The following is a 17,388-nucleotide window of genomic DNA, read 5'->3' on the forward strand; positions in this document are numbered from 1 at the left end:
ATCCCTTTATGAATCATCGCCAACTATTTCTCAGTCATCTAGCACAAACCACAGATTTTCCTCTTTTGATAGAAGTAGAAAAAGCTGAAGGGATCTACCTATTCGGTCCCGAAGACAGGAAATATATTGATTTGATCTCAGGAATTGGTGTCAGCAATGTAGGCCATCGCCACCCGAAGGTTCTTCAAGCTATTCAGGGACAATTGGACAAGTACCTCCACCTCATGGTGTATGGGGAATATGTCCAAAGCCCGCAGACACTTCTAGCAAAGGCCCTCTGTGATACCCTTCCAGATCACTTGAACAATGTGTATTTGGTCAACAGTGGTTCGGAGGCGATTGAAGGGGCGATGAAATTAGCCAAGAGATATACGGGACGCTCAGAACTGATCTCCTGTGTGAATGCCTACCATGGAAGCTCTCACGGTGCATTGAGTATTGGCGGCAATGAGATTTTCAAAAGAGCTTATCGTCCCTTACTTCCTGGTATCAGCAATATCGTGTATGGTGCTTATTCTCATCTCGATCAGATTACTGAAAAAACAGCAGCCGTTTTTGTAGAAACGATTCAGGGAGAAGCGGGAATCAGAGTAGCATGCAAAGAATACTTTCAGGCGCTCAGAAAACGATGTGATGAAACGGGAACTTTGTTGGTTTTGGATGAAATTCAGGCAGGGTTCGGAAGAACAGGTAAGTTTTGGGCTTTTGAACATTTCGAAATAGTACCTGATATGGTAGTCTGCGCAAAGGGAATGGGAGGAGGAATGCCAATTGGGGCCTTCATTGCCAATCAGAAAGTCATGGCCTCCTTCAAAAACAACCCGCTGCTCGGTCATATCACCACTTTTGGAGGACATCCCGTCAGTGCAGCTGCTTCTCTAGCCACTATTCAGATTTTGCAGGAAGAAAGGCTCATAGATCAAGTAGAAGAAAAAGCTAATCTATTTAAAAAGCTTTTGGTCCATCCAAAAATAAAAGGTATTCGGAATAAAGGCCTGATGATGGCTGTGGAATTTGAATCCTTTGAGGTATTGAAACCTATCATCGATCGGGCGATCGAACTCGGTGTAATCACCGACTGGTTTCTGTTTTGTGATGATTCTATGCGAATTGCTCCGCCTTTGGTCATTACCGAAGAAGAAATACGGAATGCGTGTAAAATTATTCTTCAAGCGGTGGAAGAATTGAGTTGATCTTAGCCGAAAAACTGCTCATTTTTTTCTTAATTAGGACCCACTAAAAACTTTGATTACTATGAGAAAGGTCGGTGCCTTTTTGGGAGGCTTAGTGTTACTTCTCGCCTTGAGTCTTTTGGTTTTTATCTTCCTCCACTCTCCTCAATATAAGGGGGAAATTGAAATCAATGGACTTTCAGAGGAGACCACCGCTTATTTTGATGAGTATGGTATACCGCATATTTATGCCTCGGACGCATCGGATGCCTATCGCGCTTTAGGATACCTTCACGCTCAAGATAGACTTTTCCAATTAGAAATGATGCGAAGAGTAGGCACAGGAACTTTGGCTGAGTTTCTCGGTCCCGATGTGGTCGAAATTGATCAATTTTTCAGAACACTCGGTATTCCGAAACATGCCCAAACATCCACAGAATTCTGGAATTCCCAGCCTGATTCACCTTGGAAAACTGCCACAGAAGCCTACATGTCCGGGGTCAATGAATTTATTCAAAATGGCACTCTACCTGTGGAATATTTACTGCTCGGTGAAAAGCCTAGAGAATTCACCATCAATGATATTCATGGAATTATTGGTTATATGTCCTTTACATTTGGAATGGCTCTAAAAACCGATCCATTGATCACCAAAATGACTCGTGAATTGGGAGAGGAGTATCTGGAAGCACTCTCGATAGAAACTTTACCCGAGCATCATTTCATCCCGAATTTTTATCCTGATAGTGAGCCTAATGGAAATTTAAGCAGCCTACTGGAAAAGTTACCTGTCCCTTTATTGGAAGGATCTAACGGATGGGTGGTTTCTGGGAGCAAAACCAAGAGCGGAAAAGTCATTTTTGCCAATGATACTCACATCGGGTTTTCATCTCCCTCTGTTTGGTATGAAGCACACATAGAGTATCAGGGATTCAGTTTTTATGGAAACCATTTAGCCGGAGTTCCTTTTGGATTGGTAGGACATAGCAGGCATCACAGCGTAGGACTGACGATGTTTGAAAATGACGATCAAGACTTTTTTGAAATCAAATTGAATCCGAATAATTCGAATGAATATCAATTTGGCGATGAGTTTCTACCCTTCAGTGTGAGAAAAGATATTATTTCTGTTAAAGGTCAGGACCCGGTAGAAATTGAAATAAAAGAGACCATTCATGGACCTATCGTGAATTCTGTCGTACCTGAAATTGCTTCTTTGACTGATAATCCTGTAAGCAGCTGGTGGGTATATACGATGGAACCAACCCGTGCTTTGGAATCCATCTACCAAATCAACCACGCACAGGACTTGGAGGATATGGAAGCAGCTGCATCTCTGATACATGCTCCGGGGCTAAATATCATGTATGGTGATAGTCTTGGCAATATTGCCTGGTGGGCAGCAGGAAAGTTACCCATCCGCTCCGAAAAGGTCCATTCCAAAATTTTTGCTGATGGCTCTGATCCTGAAAGCATGCCTCAAGGATGGTACCCATTCAGCTTAAACCCAAGGAGCATCAACCCACCATCGGGTTTTGTAGCCTCTGCAAATAATCAACCCGACACCCTTCAAAACGGCGTACTGTACCCTGGATATTATTTCCCGGGAGAACGCTGGAAGCGAATTGCAGATGCAATCAATTCCAAGGACGATTGGACTATCCAAGAAATGAAAGCGATTCAACTTGAGGTAATGAATACCGATCATGCCCAGATTGCCAAAATCATGTTAAGTCAAATTCCCGATTTTGATTTCGAGGGGAAAGAACGGGTCAAAAGCTTGTTGGAAAACTGGGATGGAAATCATGAACTCAGCTCTTCAATTCCTACTATCTATTATAAGTGGCTTTACCACGTTCTTAGATTGGCTATGGAAGATGAGCTTGGAAAGGAAGCTTTCGAAAGCTATTTAGGATCCTTTGTGATGATCCGCTCAAATTTGCCTTTTATTCGAAATTTTAACCATCCTTGGTGGGATAAGGTAAACACTTCCGAAAAAGAAAATGCATCTCAAATTTTTTCAGAGAGCCTTAAAATCACCCTGCAAGAGCTAGAAGCCCAGTTTGGGGATAACATAAATTCCTGGGATTGGGAAAAAGCAGTGATATTGGAACACCCACATCCATTAGGTAGCCAAAAACCACTAGACAAGATATTCAATGTAAAAACTGACCCAGTTCCAGCAAATGACGAATCAGTCAATAAATTGGCATTTAAACTCAATGGAGAAGGTATTTACAAAGTGACTTCGGGACCGGCTATGCGGATATTGCTAGACTTCATGGATGCAGATCGCTCGCTTTCGGTATTGCCTACAGGTCAAAGTGGAAATAGATTCAGCAAACACTACCGGGATCAGGCTTCCCTCTATACAAAAGGAAAATACCGCTATCAATTAATGGATAAAAATGAAATAGTTGAAAGTGCTAAAGATTCTCTTATAATGACACCGAGATAAGCTTTCGATACTTATCCTGTTTGTGAATTAAAAAGAAGAGGATAGAATAGGTAAAATAATTGGGGGGCATACAATGATTGGTTTATATTTTAAGATGATTCGATACGATGAGCCCCTTCTCCATTGATAATCGAAGGAAAAAATCGTCTTGCCTAAACAACCATTCTTTAGGCAATCGACACAGTAAAAAAACAAAATTTGAATGGGACAGAAAAAATGCCCACACTGCGGAAATTGGTCTGAGTGGAATCAAAATATTGATGACACCTGTGATCACTGTGGCAAAAACCTAAGTCCCGTAGAAGTAAAAAGAGATAAAGTCAGAAAAGACGAAAAGAAAAAGAATGAGGAAGAGTGGATGTTCTACATCAAAGAATCTGATACATCCTTAGTCAAGTTTTTCAAAAAAGTAGGAAATGGATTCTACACGGTTTTTATGGCTATCATGACATTTATTCTTTGGCTTATTGCAGCTTTACCCGGATAATGCGCATCTTCAAAAACCCGATTTTTATCACATGCTGCCTGATTTTTTGGATCAATCAAGCAGTGGAATACTGGTCGTTTGAGAGCTTCCCCTTTCTATACTCCTATCTAGATGACCTATTAGCCATGCCCGTGATCCTGGGCTTAACTTTGCAGATTTTCCAATGGATTCATCCAAAGAAAGACAATTTTCGATTTACCATGACCCAAGTGACCGTCGGATTTTTGTATGTCTCAGTTGCATTTGAGTGGTTTCTACCGGCTTATTCGGATACTTACACCAGAGATTATTGGGATATCTTTTGTTACTTAGTAGGAACAGTGGTTTTTTACCTCGGAATCAACCCTAAAAAGAATTCAAACTAAGTAGGCCCTTAGCTGTTTTTTAATTATGAAAAAGAAAGAAAAAAAGGAATACCCTGTAAAACTTAATCCAGAAGAACTCAGACAGAAATTAGACTCAGAATCTTATCATATTTTGGTAGAAAAAGGTACTGAAAGACCATTTACTGGTGAATATTACCTTAATCATGACACGGGAATCTATGAATGCAAGGCATGCGGAAATGAGATTTTTCATTCCTCAAAAAAATATGATAGCGGCTGTGGCTGGCCTAGCTTTACGGAACCAGTCAAACCGGAGGCAATAGATATTCAGATGGATTATTCCCATTTCATGGTTCGCGAAGAAATTCTTTGTGGCAATTGTGGTTCACACTTGGGACATCGATTCCCTGATGGTCCCAAGGATCAAGGAGGTATTCGTTACTGCATCAATTCGAGAAGTATGGATTTTAAAGGAAGTTGATTTTTGAGTGAAAATTTTATTTTTTAATTTTCAAAAAACGACACATTGCACTATGCCATCGGAATATTATTTGAAAAATAAAGAGAAGATCCTAGCCCGAGCTAAGAAACGGTACGAAGAAGATGCTGAATTCAGGGAGAAGACAAGAAAACGATATCGGGAAAAGTATCAAAAAGACTCTGAATATAAGGAGTACACTCTAAGCAAAAGCCGAAAAAGGTATTATGAAGATGAGGAATATCGAAAGAATACCATTGAGCGTGCAAAAGCGAGAGCTAAACAAACCAAGAAAAAATAATCTTCCTTTGCTCAATAGACCAACTGGATAATAAAAGCCAAAACGCCAATTGTCAGTCCCAGCATAAACACCTGATATGCTCTACTAAGGAGCCTATATTTTTGATTCAAAACGAGACTTTGATAGTACAGTGATGATGACATTTGGTCCATGATTGCATCACGTGAAGCCATCGCATCGTGGATTTTTTGGATATATTCGTCCTTACTGAAATACGAGACTGACCCAAAAAATATCAAAGACCTATTTTCTATAGTCAAGTTATCGGACTTTCCGACGATTTTTGGTTTGGCTGCCTGAACTGCCAAAATGGTGGAGATCAAACACATCAAGACAAATAAAATGATCGGGGTAAGCATCATAAAATTCTGCATATCGAGTTGATTCGATACGGATCCGTAACCTACCAAGGCCACCATGGATGAAATAACCAGCGCATTAATACTAATGACGATATTGGCCTTGTTATCGGCAATTTTGAGCAACTGTGAATTGGTATTGAAGGTAACTCTGAAAAAAGTCTGCCTTTCACGGCTGGTTTTGTCTTTTAGCTTGATCTTTGGAACCTGTTCTTCCATAAAAGAAATTTTATTGGTCAAATTAATAAAATTCAGACAAGCTAGGTTCATCTTCTCATAAAAGTATTCAAGGAATTCTATTGAATATTTGGGGAAAGATGATCGTATTTCCAAGATTCTAAAAGAACCTAAGCTTCAGAATAGAATTTATCCGTCGATAGAATTTCCCTTAATTAATTCAAAGATTTAAGCTATTTTCTCAAAAAATGAAATTGAACCAAGGAATTAATCTTTCTACAGGGTGATGATTTATAAACTTAAGGAATTTTATTAGCTACAAATAACCACTATATCCAATGAAAAAACTCAACAAAGAAGATATTCCACAGGAAGTCTATGACCTCTATGACTACTATGCTCATAACCAGCTAGACAGAAGGACATTCATGGAAAAACTATCGGCCTATGCTGTAGGCGGAATCACGCTGACCACACTCATGAGTACCATGATGCCTGATTATATGACTACTGCTACGGTGGAGCCTTCTGATGAGCGAATGCAAAGCTCAGACTATGTTTTTTATAACTCGCCAAAAGGCGGAGGTGAAATTAGAGGTTTGCTGTCTAAGCCTGCAGGAAGCGGTAAATTTCCCGGTATCGTAGTAGTTCATGAAAATAGAGGGCTCAATCCTTACATTGAAGATGTGGGACGTCGATGTGCAGTAGCAGGTTTTATTTCGATTGCTCCCGATGCGCTTTGGCCTTTGGGTGGATATCCTGGGAATGATGACGAAGGTAGAACCATGCAGCGGGAAAGATCTCGTGATGAGATGCTTGAGGATTTTATCGCGGCATTCGAGTATTTGAAAAACCATCCGGATTGCGATGGCAATGTAGGTGTAGTGGGCTTTTGTTTTGGTGGCTGGATATCGAATATGATGGCGGTGAGGCTTCCAGACCTCAAAGCAGCCGTTCCCTTCTATGGAGGACAACCTTCTGCGGAAGAAGCAGCTCAAATCAAAGCCCCTTTGATGATTCAGTATGCGAGCCTTGATGAGCGGGTCAATGCTGGTTGGCCAGCCTATGAAGAAGCGCTAAAGGCGAATGGGGTAGATTATGTGATGCACATGTATGATGGCGTCAACCATGGCTTTCACAACAATACCACTCCTCGCTATGATGAAAAAGCTGCAAATCTAGCTTGGGAGCGTACAATTGCCTTTTTCAAAGAAAATCTTAAATAAACTCTCAGAATGAAAGGGGCGATTGAGCCCCTTCTTTATTAAATCAGTAACGTAATCTTATGCAAGAAAAAAAATTCAATTTGGCTGTCTTGATTGATGGGGATAATGCATCTGCCAGGCTGGTCAAGGAAATCTTGGATGAAGTATCAAAATATGGAAAAGCGACCATTCGAAGGATATACGGAGATTGGACCACTCCGCATATGAATGGATGGAAGGAGGTGATCAATCAATACTCCTTCAATCCAATTCAAAAGTTTGCCTACACCACTGGTAAGAACTCCACGGACAGCTCTTTGATCATCGATGCCATGGATATTCTTCACGGCAATTCCGTGGACGGATTCTGTATCGTATCCTCCGACTCAGATTATACTGGCTTGGCGAAGCGGATTCGCGAGGAAGGAATGTTTGTGATGGGAATAGGTCGACGGATCACTCCATTGGCTTTTGTTCAGTCCTGTGAGATTTTCACCTTTGCCGAAAACTTAGGGGAAGAAGATGAGGCTGAGGAAATTAAGGATGATAAGAAAGCCGATAGACCAAATGTCGTCAAATCATCAACTCCTAAAAAATCAAAACGCCCCTACCCCAAACTGGATTTACGTTTGATTGACCGTGCATTTGATATTTCGGCAAGCGATGAAGAGGAGGAAATTCACATTGCTAAAATCGGAGCCTCCCTTCGTAAAATAGACCCTAGTTTTGACCCAAGAACCTTTGGTTTTCGAAACCTGACAGAGCTTTTCAAGAGCCTGAATAAGTACACCGTTGTCAGAAATGAGGTCAATGGCTTGAACTATCCACTCGTAAAGTTGAAATAATTTAAAAGAAAATAATGCGTTTGTAGCCGTTTAAAGCACTTTTTCAAAAAAAGTCAATTTTTCTTCGAAATCCCGTTACCACTTTCCTACGCTTTTGTCGCCTATAGATATACAACCAAAAATCTATACGCCATGAAAGCATTATTTCAAAACAAATTGAAGGTGATTTTGGCCTTCGCACTTACCTTAAGTTTTACTGCCTGTGATATAGGAGGCGGTGAAGACCCTATTCTTATATCTCCTGACGCAGAATCAATTACCGACTATTTGAGGAATATGCCCTCTGATAATAGTAGTCTCTTAAACGTTCAGAATATTTCAGGTGGCTCTCAGCGGACAGAAACAAGCAATAAGGTAAATGGAAGTCCCATTGACGGAGGCACTCTCGAATGCCGAACGATTCAATACGATCTCAAAAACAATTTCGAGGACATCGCCATTCTTAGGCCGACAAACGGGATCATCTTCCCCGGAGCCTTAGTTATTGCAGATGAAGCTACACTGGGCGGTTTGCCTACACCCGCTGCAGTTGACCGTGCTCCCATGACTTTAAGGATTGACCTTCCTGGAATGGGGGAAAATGGGTCCCTAAATGTCGAAAGTCCTTCTAACTCTGATGTTCAGACAAAAATTGATGAGGCACTTGAATGGTGGAATGCGAATGCCTATCAGGAAGGATATGTGAACGCCGCCAATTCCAGCTATATCGCGCGCACTTCTTACAGCAGCCGGCAAGTAAGTATGGATATCGGCCTCAATGTGGAATGGGCCCGAGGTGATGTGGAAACCCAATTCAATTTTGAGTCTACTACCACCGAACGGGTAGCAATGATGTCATTTAAGCAGGTTTTTTATTCAGTGACCATGGATCCGCCGACCAATCCCGGACAGGTTTTTGGACCCGATGCCAGCTTGACGGAGATCGAACAAAAATTCGGTCCAAACTCTCCCCCAGCATATGTTCAGGCGGTCAATTATGGCCGGATCATTATGTTTAGAATGACAACAACTGAATCAGCTACAGATGCAGAGTTGGAAGGTGCGATGAACTATGCCACTGGATTAACCAATGTATCAGGTACTATTGAAGCGAAATACAAGTCAATTCTTAACAAGTCCAGCATTACTGTGGTGACCATAGGAGGAAATGCTTCGGTGGCTTCTGAGGCTGTCAATGCCAAAAACTTTGCAGATCTGAACTACATCATCACAGGAGATAATGCAGTCTATTCACGAAACAATCCAGGGGTACCTATCTCCTACAAGTTGCACTACTTAAGTGACAACACAACAGCTAAATTAGGATATACCACCGAATATCAAGTAAAAACCTGCCAGGAGAAAAAGCATCCTGCTAAAGAAGTGACTTTGAACAATAGAAATGGATTCCTTGGAGTAGATGTCCGCTTCACTATCACCTATAAGACCAAGGAAAATGGAATCACATACAACAGGACCATCTCCAGTGGTGATATCAAAACCAATACAAAAACAGCAAAAACAATCCCAGCTGGTGCATTCGGAATCCGACTGACTGTCGAGTATCAGGATGGATTTAAGTGGAAGTTTTTGGCAGACAATACTTACAGTAAACCGACTCAGGTATGTCTGGAGACTACTCAGAACGCTTTGAAAACTAAAATCTTCATCAACCAGGTCAGCTGTTAAATCAAATTTGGCCAGAGAATGTATTCTATTCTCTGGCCGTTATAAGTTGCTCATAGTAAGTTGCCTTTTCCTGATTACCGATTTGAAGATAAGCCTGTGCTAATTGACTATTTACTTTTGAAATTTCTTCGGAATTAGAATCAGAATCCGCCTGAAAAATCTTCAGAGCATCTTCAAGAAAATCTATGGCGGTAGAAAAATCTCCCATCGCTAGCAAGCACCCACCAAAAGCTTGTTGGCTTTGGGCGATTTGAATATGGTTCTCTGGTAATAGATCTTGCCTGATTTTTAAACTTTCCTGAAAATAAATTTTTGCATCCTGATATCGCAATTCATCCATTGCTATTTTGCCAAGGTTCATTCTTGGACTAGCTTTTCTAGGATCTCTTTCGGATAAAAGTTCATCAAAAACTTTAAGGCTGATTTCAAAAACCTCTCGGGCATTTTTCAAATCTCCAGAAGCATAATAGGCATTTCCCAAACTGCCTTTAAGCGCACCATAATAATAATGAGAGGTCCCAAAAATAGAATCTATAACAGAAATTGCAGATTGATAATAAGGAACCGCTTCTCTCGGCTGACCAAGGCCAATTAAAGTCCTTCCCATATTTCCCAAACTAGCTACTGTCTCTACATGATAATCGCCGAGAATAGCCTGTCTCTGTTCGAGTGATTTTTTCACATATTCAAGAGCCTGCTCATAGTCCCCTAAATCTTGGTAAAAGCTCCCAAAATAATTATAGGCATAGGCTATTTCCAGATGAGGCTCATCAAAAAGCTTCCTTTTCATCTCCAAAGACTCATTCAGGTATTTACGAGCAGAGTCCAATCGGTCTAATTTTCTGGCTGTTGCTCCCTTCATGTGTAGTAAAGTGGCTAATTCAATATCGGGTGAAGTATACTCCTGCATCGATAATTGAAGTCCAATACTTAAAGCTGAATCAGCCTGGGAGTAATTTGCCATGTCATAATAGGCAGTACCCAACTCCAGAAAAGCGGCAGACAAAACATCTCCATCTTTAATGCCCGCATCAGAAAGTCTCCTAATGGCCTTTTCAGAAAAAAACTGAGATGAATCAAGTACTCCGTACATAAAAAATGTACTCGAAATCAAAAGCTCATTTCTTGCAAGCGTTTCGGGCGAAACATCGGGAAGGTTCAGATTTATTTCATAAGCCTCGTCGATCGATCTTTTTGCTTTTTCATATTGTCCCAAAGCCAAATAAACAGGTCCCAACCGCATAAGCATGTCAGAATAAAGTGCGGGATCATCGCCCAGGTTTTTCTCTAAATTAATCAGACCTTGATCCAAAAGCTGAACTGCCGTAATCGTATCAGCCCCTCCGATATTGGGATCTGCTGACGAAAAAACGTCCGTAATCAGATTAGTGATCTGATTAGCTCGCTTGGCCTCTGCCAAAGCTATATTTCGCTGTTCCCTTAATTGAAAGGTATAAAACACACCAAGCGCCACTAACAATAATACTGCGGTGTTCACTACTACTAGAATGGTACGATTTCTTCGGATGTATTTTTTAGCGCGATAGGACCAATCCTCCCGATGTGCAAGAATGGGATAGGTTTGCTCAAAATTTTCCAAATCCCTGACAAGCTCATCGACAGAAGCATAGCGATCATCCGGATACTTTTCCATCGCCTTCATGCAAATCAATGACAGATCATCTGCAAAGGCAACCGATCCAAATTCTTTTAATAGTTTAAAGTTGGCTCCATTTCCTTCAAGCACTGCTTTCTTCAATGCAGTGGGGTCTTCGAAATACTGTTTGAAAGGATGATAGCCACAAAGCAACTCAAACAAGACAACACCCAATGAATAAATATCCGAAACCGTATTTGGGTGATTTCTTTCAATCTGCTCTGGAGAGGCATAGGCTAAGGTAAAGCTCCCCTCCTGCTCATTTCCTTCTTCCATCATTTGAGATACTCCAAAATCGAGCAACTTCACCTGGCCATCCCCATTCACAATTATATTTTGTGGCTTGATATCAAGATGGGCAATCATCGATTGATGGGCATACTGTAATGCATGGCAGACTTGCTTGAAAAGTTTCAGGCGCTCCATAAGTCCAAGGTTATTAATACTGCAATAATCTAGAAGATTATTACCTGCAACCCACTCCATGGTAAAAAATGGTCTCTCGTCTTCGGTAAAACCTCCATCATATAATCTGCCAATATTGGGATGATTGAGCTTTGCAAGAATTTGTCTTTCCCGATCAAAGAAACTACGATAAGCAGGATTGATCATCAATGGTTTCATCAATTTGATTGCCACCACCTGATCAAACTGACCATCCACCCGAATACCTTTAAACACGGTCCCCATTGCCCCTTGACCGACCAGCTCCTTGAGTTGAAATGGACCTATTGATTCATTAATAAGCTCATGATCATTATCCAAAATAGAAAAGACACTACCTGTACCCCCCTTGAAAATAGGATGGGAATCTAAATCAGCTTCAAGCAAATCGGTAAGCTGATCATAAAGAGCAGGATTATCTTCAGCAATTTCTTGGAGTCGAGCTTTCCTATCAGTTTCGGAAAGCTCAGTTAATTCATGAAAAAGTCCTGAAACCTCTTCCCACTTTCCATCTCCTCTCTTCATTTTATTTACTTTTTAAAAAATTCATTTGATAAATAGGTACAGGTTTTAAAAAGGAGTTTTATACAGAATCTAAGTTCATCCTCCTGGTCGCAACCGATTCAGTTTTTCAACTCCTTACTAAGCCAAGCTTTTGCAAGGCGCCAATCTCTTCTCACTGTATCAATCGATACTCCCATCATCTCAGCAATTTCTTCGTGTTTGTAGCCACCGAAAAAATGGAACTCTACTACCCGGCAATGCCGATTATTCAAGGCTTTAAGTCTATTCAAAGCATCATTTAGCTGCAAAACTTCCTCTGGGGAGGTCATGACAGCCTGATTAGCAGAGCCGTAAGTAAGCTGTATCTGATCTCCACCCCGCTTCTGTCGCTTTTTTTGCCTCGCATAATCTACCAGAAACCTCCTCATCACGATGGCGGCTATCGCCAGAAAATGGTTTTTATCGGCGTAGCCTTTCTGACTACCGTCCATTTTGAGATAAGCTTCATGAACCAAGGCTGCTGTATCCAAGGTGCTAGACTGATACTCAGATCGGAGTTTTTGCCTTGCCATCTTCGATAATTCATCATAACATCTCAGGAACTGGGAACGAATGGCCGAAAAATTTCCAGGTCCCATTCCTGTCATCATCACTTCACGCATATTCAAAAGTTTTTTTGCTTAGGAAAAATAATACGCAAGCGTGTAAAAGCCTAAAAATCAATAAATTATTTTAAAAAAATTATACTATTCTTGGATCTGCTTAATTATTCAAAAAGTAATGCTGAAAAAAATAAAGGTGAAAGACTTTTGATCATCTTTCACCTTAAAGATTGTTTGAAATAAATAGGGTTTAATCCACTACTTCGACAGTCAGGGTTTCACCTTCTTTGGTCACCTTGACGACACCTTTTTTGGTGAGCCCTTTCATAGAGACATCCCACTTTTTATTGCTAAGACCAGCTTCTTCTTTGACATCCAAAAGGTTTGCCGGGCTACTTTTACTGATCAATTCGAATACAATTTTCTCCTCCTCGGACAACGCAACTGCTTTCTTTTCAGGTCTCATTTGAGGGAAGAAAAGCACTTCCTGAATCGTGAAATTATTCGTGAGTAGCATGGTCAAACGGTCAATTCCTATTCCCAGACCAGAAGTAGGTGGCATCCCATACTCCAATGCTCTCAAGAAATCCTCATCCATCGCCATAGCCTCATCATCTCCACGAGCTGCCAACTTCAGCTGGTCTTCAAAACGCTCCCGCTGATCGATCGGATCATTCAGCTCTGTGTAGGCATTAGCGATTTCTTTTCCATTGACAAAAAGCTCAAAACGCTCCACTAATCCTTCCTCGGTGCGGTGCTTCTTGGCCAATGGCGTCATTTCGATCGGATAATCAATGATGTAAGTAGGCTGAATCAAATGAGTTTCGACTTTTGCACCAAAAATCTCATCGATCAATTTTCCCTTACCCATGGAGTCATCCACCTCTATGGCCAATTTTTTACAGACTTCACGAAGTTCTTGCTCATCCATTTGACTGACATCAATACCTGCATATTCCTTGATGGAATCATACATGGTCAGGCGTCGATAGGGTCCTGCAAAATCAATAATGTGCTCTCCTACCTTGACTTTCGTGTCCTCATGAATGGTCTCAGTGACTTTTTCGATTAGTTCTTCGACCATCTCCATCATCCAGATGTAATCCTTGTAAGCCACATAGATTTCCATGGAAGTGAATTCAGGATTATGTGTCCGGTCCATTCCTTCATTTCGGAACATTTTCCCAAATTCATAGACCCCATCAAAACCTCCTACGATCAATCGCTTCAGGTATAATTCATTGGCTATGCGCAAAAACAGAGGCATGTCCAAAGTATTGTGATGAGTTTGGAAAGGACGTGCTGCCGCTCCACCATGAACAGCCTGAAGAATAGGCGTCTCCACCTCTAACCAACCATGATCATCAAAGTATCGACGCATGGTAGAAATGATCTTTGATCGCGTGACAAAAGTTTTCTTAACCTCAGGATTGACGGTAAGATCCACATAGCGCTGTCTGTAGCGAAGTTCAGGGTCAGTAAATCCATCATAGATATTACCCTCTTCATCTCTTTTTACCACTGGAAGTGGCTTAACTGCTTTAGAAAGCACCTTAAGCTCAGTTACATGCAGAGAAATCTCCCCTGTCTGCGTGGTAAAAATATATCCTTTGACTCCGATGAAATCTCCGATTCCCAGGAGCTTTTTAAAGACTGAATTGTAAAGCATCTTATCATCCTCCGGACAAATATCATCCCGTCTTACATAGATCTGTAGACGGCCAGTCGAATCTTGAATCTCAGCAAAAGATGCCGATCCCATAATTCGTCTTGACATCAAGCGTCCAGCGATGGAAATACTCTTATAGTCGTTTTTTCGATTTTCGTAATTTTGATGAATATCTTCTGCGGTCACATTGATTGGAAAAGCCTCCGCTGGGTAGGGATTCAATCCCAATTTCATTAGCTCTTCCCGGTCTCTACGACGCTCTATTTCCTGTTCGCTCAATACTTGCATTTTATCAATCTATAGTTCTGATTACTACTCACTATTTACTTCTTACGACTTACTACTTTTACGCTATCAATCGCCCTTCCTACGCTTCATTTCACGCTTCACCAATTCAAACTCCCTACTGCTCTGTCCCGCAATGGAAGTATTCTCAGCAGCACGGCGAGTGAGGTAAGGCATGACTTTCTCCACAGGTCCATAAGGAACATATTTCACTACATTATATCCTGCCTTGGCAAGGTTGAATGAAATATTATCACTCATCCCGTACAATTGAGAAAAAAACACTCTGCTATCCTGAGGATCTAAGCCAAACTCATCCATAAGCTCGGTTAGCTCCAGATTACTTTTCTCATTATGAGAGGCACAGACTAAATAAATTCCGTTTTCTACACAGAATCTAATTGCTGCATCATAATCCCTGTCAGTTGCAGCTTTATTTGGCTGGATTGGATCGGGGTAACCCATATCTTCTGCTCGCTCCCGCTCTTTTTCCATGTAGGCACCTCTTACAGGTTTGGCTCCGAATAGGTAACCTTTCTCCTGAGCTACTTGATGCGCCTTCATCAGCCTTGCCAAGGAATCATGTCGATACATTTGATAGGTATTGTATACCACACAGCGCTCCTTGTTATATTTTTCCATGGCTTCATAAGCCAAATCATCAATTACATCCTGAAACCAAGACTCTTCTGCATCCACCATGACCCGAATACCCAAGTCATGAGCAGCTTTGCAAAGACGGTCCACTCTCTCTTTAACTCGATCGAATGCTTTTTCTTCAGCTTGAGTCAGTTTCTGACCGGCCTGGATTTTTTCCATGATGTGAAAATCCCCCAAGCCTGTTGTTTTGAAAACCCCAAATGGCATGTAATCCGTCTCTGCAGATTTTAGCATGGTTTGGTAAATTTCCTCCGTCGTCTTTTCAAAACTTTCCTCATCTCCTTTCCCTTCCACCGATAGATCCAAAATTGCCTGAACTCCATAATCAGCTAGTTTTTGACAAGCCAATATGGTTTCGTCGATGGTCTCTCCACCGCAGAAATGTCCAAACATGGTCTTTTTCATGATGCCTTTGATCGGCAACTTCAGCTTGAAGGCCAAGTTTGCCAAGCCAACCCCCAAATCTGAAATCAGATTATTATTCAGGGTAGCAAAAATCAAATACATTTTCCGAAGCTCGGCATCAGTCTTGGATGCAAAGGCAACTTCTAGATTCTCAAAAGAAATTTTGGGTTTCACTGCCATACAGCGCAAATTAAGTCGCAAAGATATCAAAAAAACAGCTTTGACTTCCTTTTTGTTAGGAAATATGAGAAGAGTCTTGGCAGCAAAAAATTATAGAAATTGCAGGCTGAATTGAGACCAAAAAAGAGATTTAGGAATTATTAATCCATTTGATTTTGAAAAAACTCTTTAATAAGAAAAACCATAAAAATCCGCTCATTATTTCAGGGCCTTGTAGCATCGAATCACCCAATCAACTTGAGGAGACAGTAAGTCAATTGGTAGACCAGGGCATCGAAATCATCCGTGGGGGTGTATGGAAGCCCAGAACCAGACCAGGAAGTTTCGAAGGGCTCGGATCCATTGCATTACCTTGGATTCAGGAAGTAAAAAGTAAATATCCTGTCAAATTTGCTATTGAGGTCGCCTCAGCTGAACACGTCGAGGAAGCTTTGAAATACGACATTGATATCTTTTGGATAGGTGCAAGGTCCACGGTCAACCCATTTACGGTACAGGAGATTGCGGATAGCCTAAAAGGAACAGGAAAGCCAGTGATGATCAAAAACCCCGTCAATGCAGACCTCAGCCTTTGGATGGGCGCTGTAGAAAGATTCCAAAAAGCGGGTATTACCGACCTAGCAGTGATTCATAGAGGTTTCAGCAATTTTAGGGATACCATTCACCGCAATTCACCGCTTTGGCAGATACCGATTGAGTTTCGCACTCATTTTCCAGAGATCATGATGATCAATGACCCAAGCCATATTTCAGGAAAAAGGGAGTTAGTACCATTAATCGCACAGAAAGCATTGGACTTGAATTTTGATGGCTTGATGATAGAAAGTCATATCGATCCGGATAATGCGTGGTCGGATGCCCAGCAACAACTCACTCCAGCTGCTCTAAAAAAGATGCTTTCTGAGCTTAAAACTAGAAAGGTGAAGTTTGAAGGTCAAAAGATGAAATCCCAACTCGAGGAAATCCGTCAGCAAATTGATCAAGCCGACCATGATTTGCTGGAAGCTTTGCATAGAAGATTCGAATTGGTTGAGAAGATTGGGGAATACAAAAAGCTCAATAATGTAGCAGTCCTTCAGTTGGATCGATGGAAAGAGATTTTCGAATCTAGACCTGATTGGGGCAAACCATTGGGATTGAATAAAGACTTGATTCAGGAAATCTTCGGATTATTGCATCAGGAGTCAATTCGAAAACAAACTGAGATCTTGGATTCTGAATAAATGGACTTAAGCATACACTAAAATTTTTCCTGCTTTAAAAAATATTTTTGTCAAAATTTTATTCTAAAAATTTCGATTTAATATATATTTAATTCTAAAACCTATATCAAAATTAGCTCTATTTAAAATATTTAAAAAAATTTGGCCTTCTTTTTATCAATTCAGTAAAATTTTACCAAAAAATTATTTTGCATTTAAAAAGTCTATGAATACATTTACGGCATGTTAATAACAGCAGCGATCTATTTTACTTTCTTTTACTTTTACTTTCGAATGCAAAATC

The 17,388-nt window shown here is 40.9% G+C and carries 15 protein-coding genes; 10 read left to right on the forward strand and 5 right to left on the reverse strand.

Going from position 1 to position 17,388, the window contains the following annotated elements; genetic code table 11:
- Positions 1 to 8: 8 nt before the first annotated feature.
- The 6 genes from OU792_RS02930 (at position 9) to OU792_RS02955 (ending at position 5,222) form a co-directional block, all read left to right on the forward strand.
- Positions 9 to 1,193 carry an aspartate aminotransferase family protein gene (locus OU792_RS02930; protein ID WP_274669416.1) on the forward strand — a complete coding sequence of 395 codons (1,185 nt, stop codon included), beginning with the start codon at positions 9 to 11 and terminating at the stop codon, positions 1,191 to 1,193.
- A gap of 61 nt (positions 1,194 to 1,254) precedes the next feature.
- The gene (locus OU792_RS02935) at positions 1,255 to 3,630 is read left to right on the forward strand and encodes a penicillin acylase family protein (protein WP_274669417.1); all 2,376 of its coding nucleotides are present in this window, start codon (positions 1,255 to 1,257) and stop codon (positions 3,628 to 3,630) included.
- A 202-nt stretch (positions 3,631 to 3,832) separates the two neighbouring features.
- Positions 3,833 to 4,117, forward strand: a complete 285-nt coding sequence (locus tag OU792_RS02940) for a class I tRNA ligase family protein (protein ID WP_024282101.1) — start codon at positions 3,833 to 3,835, stop codon at positions 4,115 to 4,117.
- On the forward strand, positions 4,117 to 4,482 hold the full coding sequence (locus OU792_RS02945) for a magnesium citrate secondary transporter (protein ID WP_134202048.1): 366 nt from the start codon (positions 4,117 to 4,119) through the stop codon (positions 4,480 to 4,482). The genes OU792_RS02940 and OU792_RS02945 overlap by 1 nt, the downstream gene beginning before the upstream one ends.
- Before the next feature lie 25 nt (positions 4,483 to 4,507).
- Positions 4,508 to 4,924, forward strand: coding sequence for a peptide-methionine (R)-S-oxide reductase MsrB (gene msrB / locus OU792_RS02950; RefSeq protein ID WP_274669418.1), 417 nt, complete (start codon positions 4,508 to 4,510; stop codon positions 4,922 to 4,924).
- A gap of 52 nt (positions 4,925 to 4,976) precedes the next feature.
- The gene (locus tag OU792_RS02955; RefSeq protein WP_100627269.1) at positions 4,977 to 5,222 is read left to right on the forward strand and encodes a hypothetical protein; all 246 of its coding nucleotides are present in this window, start codon (positions 4,977 to 4,979) and stop codon (positions 5,220 to 5,222) included.
- An 11-nt stretch (positions 5,223 to 5,233) separates the two neighbouring features.
- Here the strand turns inward: OU792_RS02955 and OU792_RS02960 are convergent, their stop codons facing one another.
- Complete coding sequence (locus OU792_RS02960) at positions 5,234 to 5,800, reverse strand: Pycsar system effector family protein (RefSeq protein WP_026945962.1); 567 nt, start codon at positions 5,798 to 5,800, stop codon at positions 5,234 to 5,236.
- Positions 5,801 to 6,096: 296 nt separating this feature from the next.
- Here OU792_RS02960 and OU792_RS02965 point away from each other — a divergent pair, with 296 nt between their 5' ends.
- The 3 genes from OU792_RS02965 (at position 6,097) to OU792_RS02975 (ending at position 9,476) form a co-directional block, all read left to right on the forward strand.
- A complete protein-coding gene (locus tag OU792_RS02965; RefSeq protein WP_133391992.1) occupies positions 6,097 to 6,984 on the forward strand; it encodes a dienelactone hydrolase family protein in 888 nt (295 codons plus the stop codon).
- A 59-nt stretch (positions 6,985 to 7,043) separates the two neighbouring features.
- On the forward strand, positions 7,044 to 7,808 hold the full coding sequence (locus tag OU792_RS02970) for an NYN domain-containing protein (RefSeq protein WP_026945964.1): 765 nt from the start codon (positions 7,044 to 7,046) through the stop codon (positions 7,806 to 7,808).
- 132 nt (positions 7,809 to 7,940) lie between these two features.
- Complete coding sequence (locus OU792_RS02975; protein ID WP_274669419.1) at positions 7,941 to 9,476, forward strand: thiol-activated cytolysin family protein; 1,536 nt, start codon at positions 7,941 to 7,943, stop codon at positions 9,474 to 9,476.
- Between the two features lie 25 nt (positions 9,477 to 9,501).
- Here the strand turns inward: OU792_RS02975 and OU792_RS02980 are convergent, their stop codons facing one another.
- The 4 genes from OU792_RS02980 to OU792_RS02995 form a co-directional block, all read right to left on the reverse strand.
- On the reverse strand, positions 9,502 to 12,102 hold the full coding sequence (locus OU792_RS02980) for a serine/threonine-protein kinase (protein ID WP_274669420.1): 2,601 nt from the start codon (positions 12,100 to 12,102) through the stop codon (positions 9,502 to 9,504).
- 98 nt (positions 12,103 to 12,200) lie between these two features.
- Positions 12,201 to 12,743: an ECF-type sigma factor gene (locus tag OU792_RS02985; protein ID WP_024282092.1), complete on the reverse strand. Its 543-nt coding sequence runs from the start codon at positions 12,741 to 12,743 to the stop codon at positions 12,201 to 12,203.
- 190 nt (positions 12,744 to 12,933) lie between these two features.
- Complete coding sequence (gene lysS, locus OU792_RS02990) at positions 12,934 to 14,640, reverse strand: lysine--tRNA ligase (protein ID WP_274669421.1); 1,707 nt, start codon at positions 14,638 to 14,640, stop codon at positions 12,934 to 12,936.
- Positions 14,641 to 14,706: 66 nt separating this feature from the next.
- Positions 14,707 to 15,882, reverse strand: a complete 1,176-nt coding sequence (locus OU792_RS02995; RefSeq protein WP_026945968.1) for a proline dehydrogenase family protein — start codon at positions 15,880 to 15,882, stop codon at positions 14,707 to 14,709.
- Between the two features lie 155 nt (positions 15,883 to 16,037).
- Here OU792_RS02995 and OU792_RS03000 point away from each other — a divergent pair, with 155 nt between their 5' ends.
- Positions 16,038 to 17,105 (forward strand): bifunctional 3-deoxy-7-phosphoheptulonate synthase/chorismate mutase type II, encoded by a 1,068-nt coding sequence (locus OU792_RS03000; RefSeq protein ID WP_274669422.1) that lies wholly within the window; start codon positions 16,038 to 16,040, stop codon positions 17,103 to 17,105.
- Positions 17,106 to 17,388 lie beyond the last annotated feature (283 nt).

It is taken from the genome of Algoriphagus sp. NF (assembly GCF_028823735.1).
Lineage (GTDB): Bacteria > Bacteroidota > Bacteroidia > Cytophagales > Cyclobacteriaceae > Algoriphagus > Algoriphagus marincola.

Excerpts from the sequence above, each read along its gene's own strand:
- OU792_RS02945 (WP_134202048.1), top strand. The coding sequence starts at position 4,117 with ATGCGCATCTTCAAAAACCCGATTTTTATCACATGCTGCCTGATTTTT.
- OU792_RS02995 (WP_026945968.1), bottom strand. The coding sequence starts at position 15,882 with ATGGCAGTGAAACCCAAAATTTCTTTTGAGAATCTAGAAGTTGCCTTT.
- OU792_RS02940 (WP_024282101.1), top strand. The coding sequence starts at position 3,833 with ATGGGACAGAAAAAATGCCCACACTGCGGAAATTGGTCTGAGTGGAAT.
- OU792_RS02965 (WP_133391992.1), top strand. The coding sequence starts at position 6,097 with ATGAAAAAACTCAACAAAGAAGATATTCCACAGGAAGTCTATGACCTC.
- OU792_RS02960 (WP_026945962.1), bottom strand. The coding sequence starts at position 5,800 with ATGGAAGAACAGGTTCCAAAGATCAAGCTAAAAGACAAAACCAGCCGT.
- OU792_RS02935 (WP_274669417.1), top strand. The coding sequence starts at position 1,255 with ATGAGAAAGGTCGGTGCCTTTTTGGGAGGCTTAGTGTTACTTCTCGCC.
- OU792_RS02975 (WP_274669419.1), top strand. The coding sequence starts at position 7,941 with ATGAAAGCATTATTTCAAAACAAATTGAAGGTGATTTTGGCCTTCGCA.
- OU792_RS02980 (WP_274669420.1), bottom strand. The coding sequence starts at position 12,102 with ATGAAGAGAGGAGATGGAAAGTGGGAAGAGGTTTCAGGACTTTTTCAT.
- msrB (WP_274669418.1), top strand. The coding sequence starts at position 4,508 with ATGAAAAAGAAAGAAAAAAAGGAATACCCTGTAAAACTTAATCCAGAA.
- OU792_RS02985 (WP_024282092.1), bottom strand. The coding sequence starts at position 12,743 with ATGCGTGAAGTGATGATGACAGGAATGGGACCTGGAAATTTTTCGGCC.
- OU792_RS02970 (WP_026945964.1), top strand. The coding sequence starts at position 7,044 with ATGCAAGAAAAAAAATTCAATTTGGCTGTCTTGATTGATGGGGATAAT.
- OU792_RS02955 (WP_100627269.1), top strand. The coding sequence starts at position 4,977 with ATGCCATCGGAATATTATTTGAAAAATAAAGAGAAGATCCTAGCCCGA.
- lysS (WP_274669421.1), bottom strand. The coding sequence starts at position 14,640 with ATGCAAGTATTGAGCGAACAGGAAATAGAGCGTCGTAGAGACCGGGAA.
- OU792_RS02930 (WP_274669416.1), top strand. The coding sequence starts at position 9 with ATGAATCATCGCCAACTATTTCTCAGTCATCTAGCACAAACCACAGAT.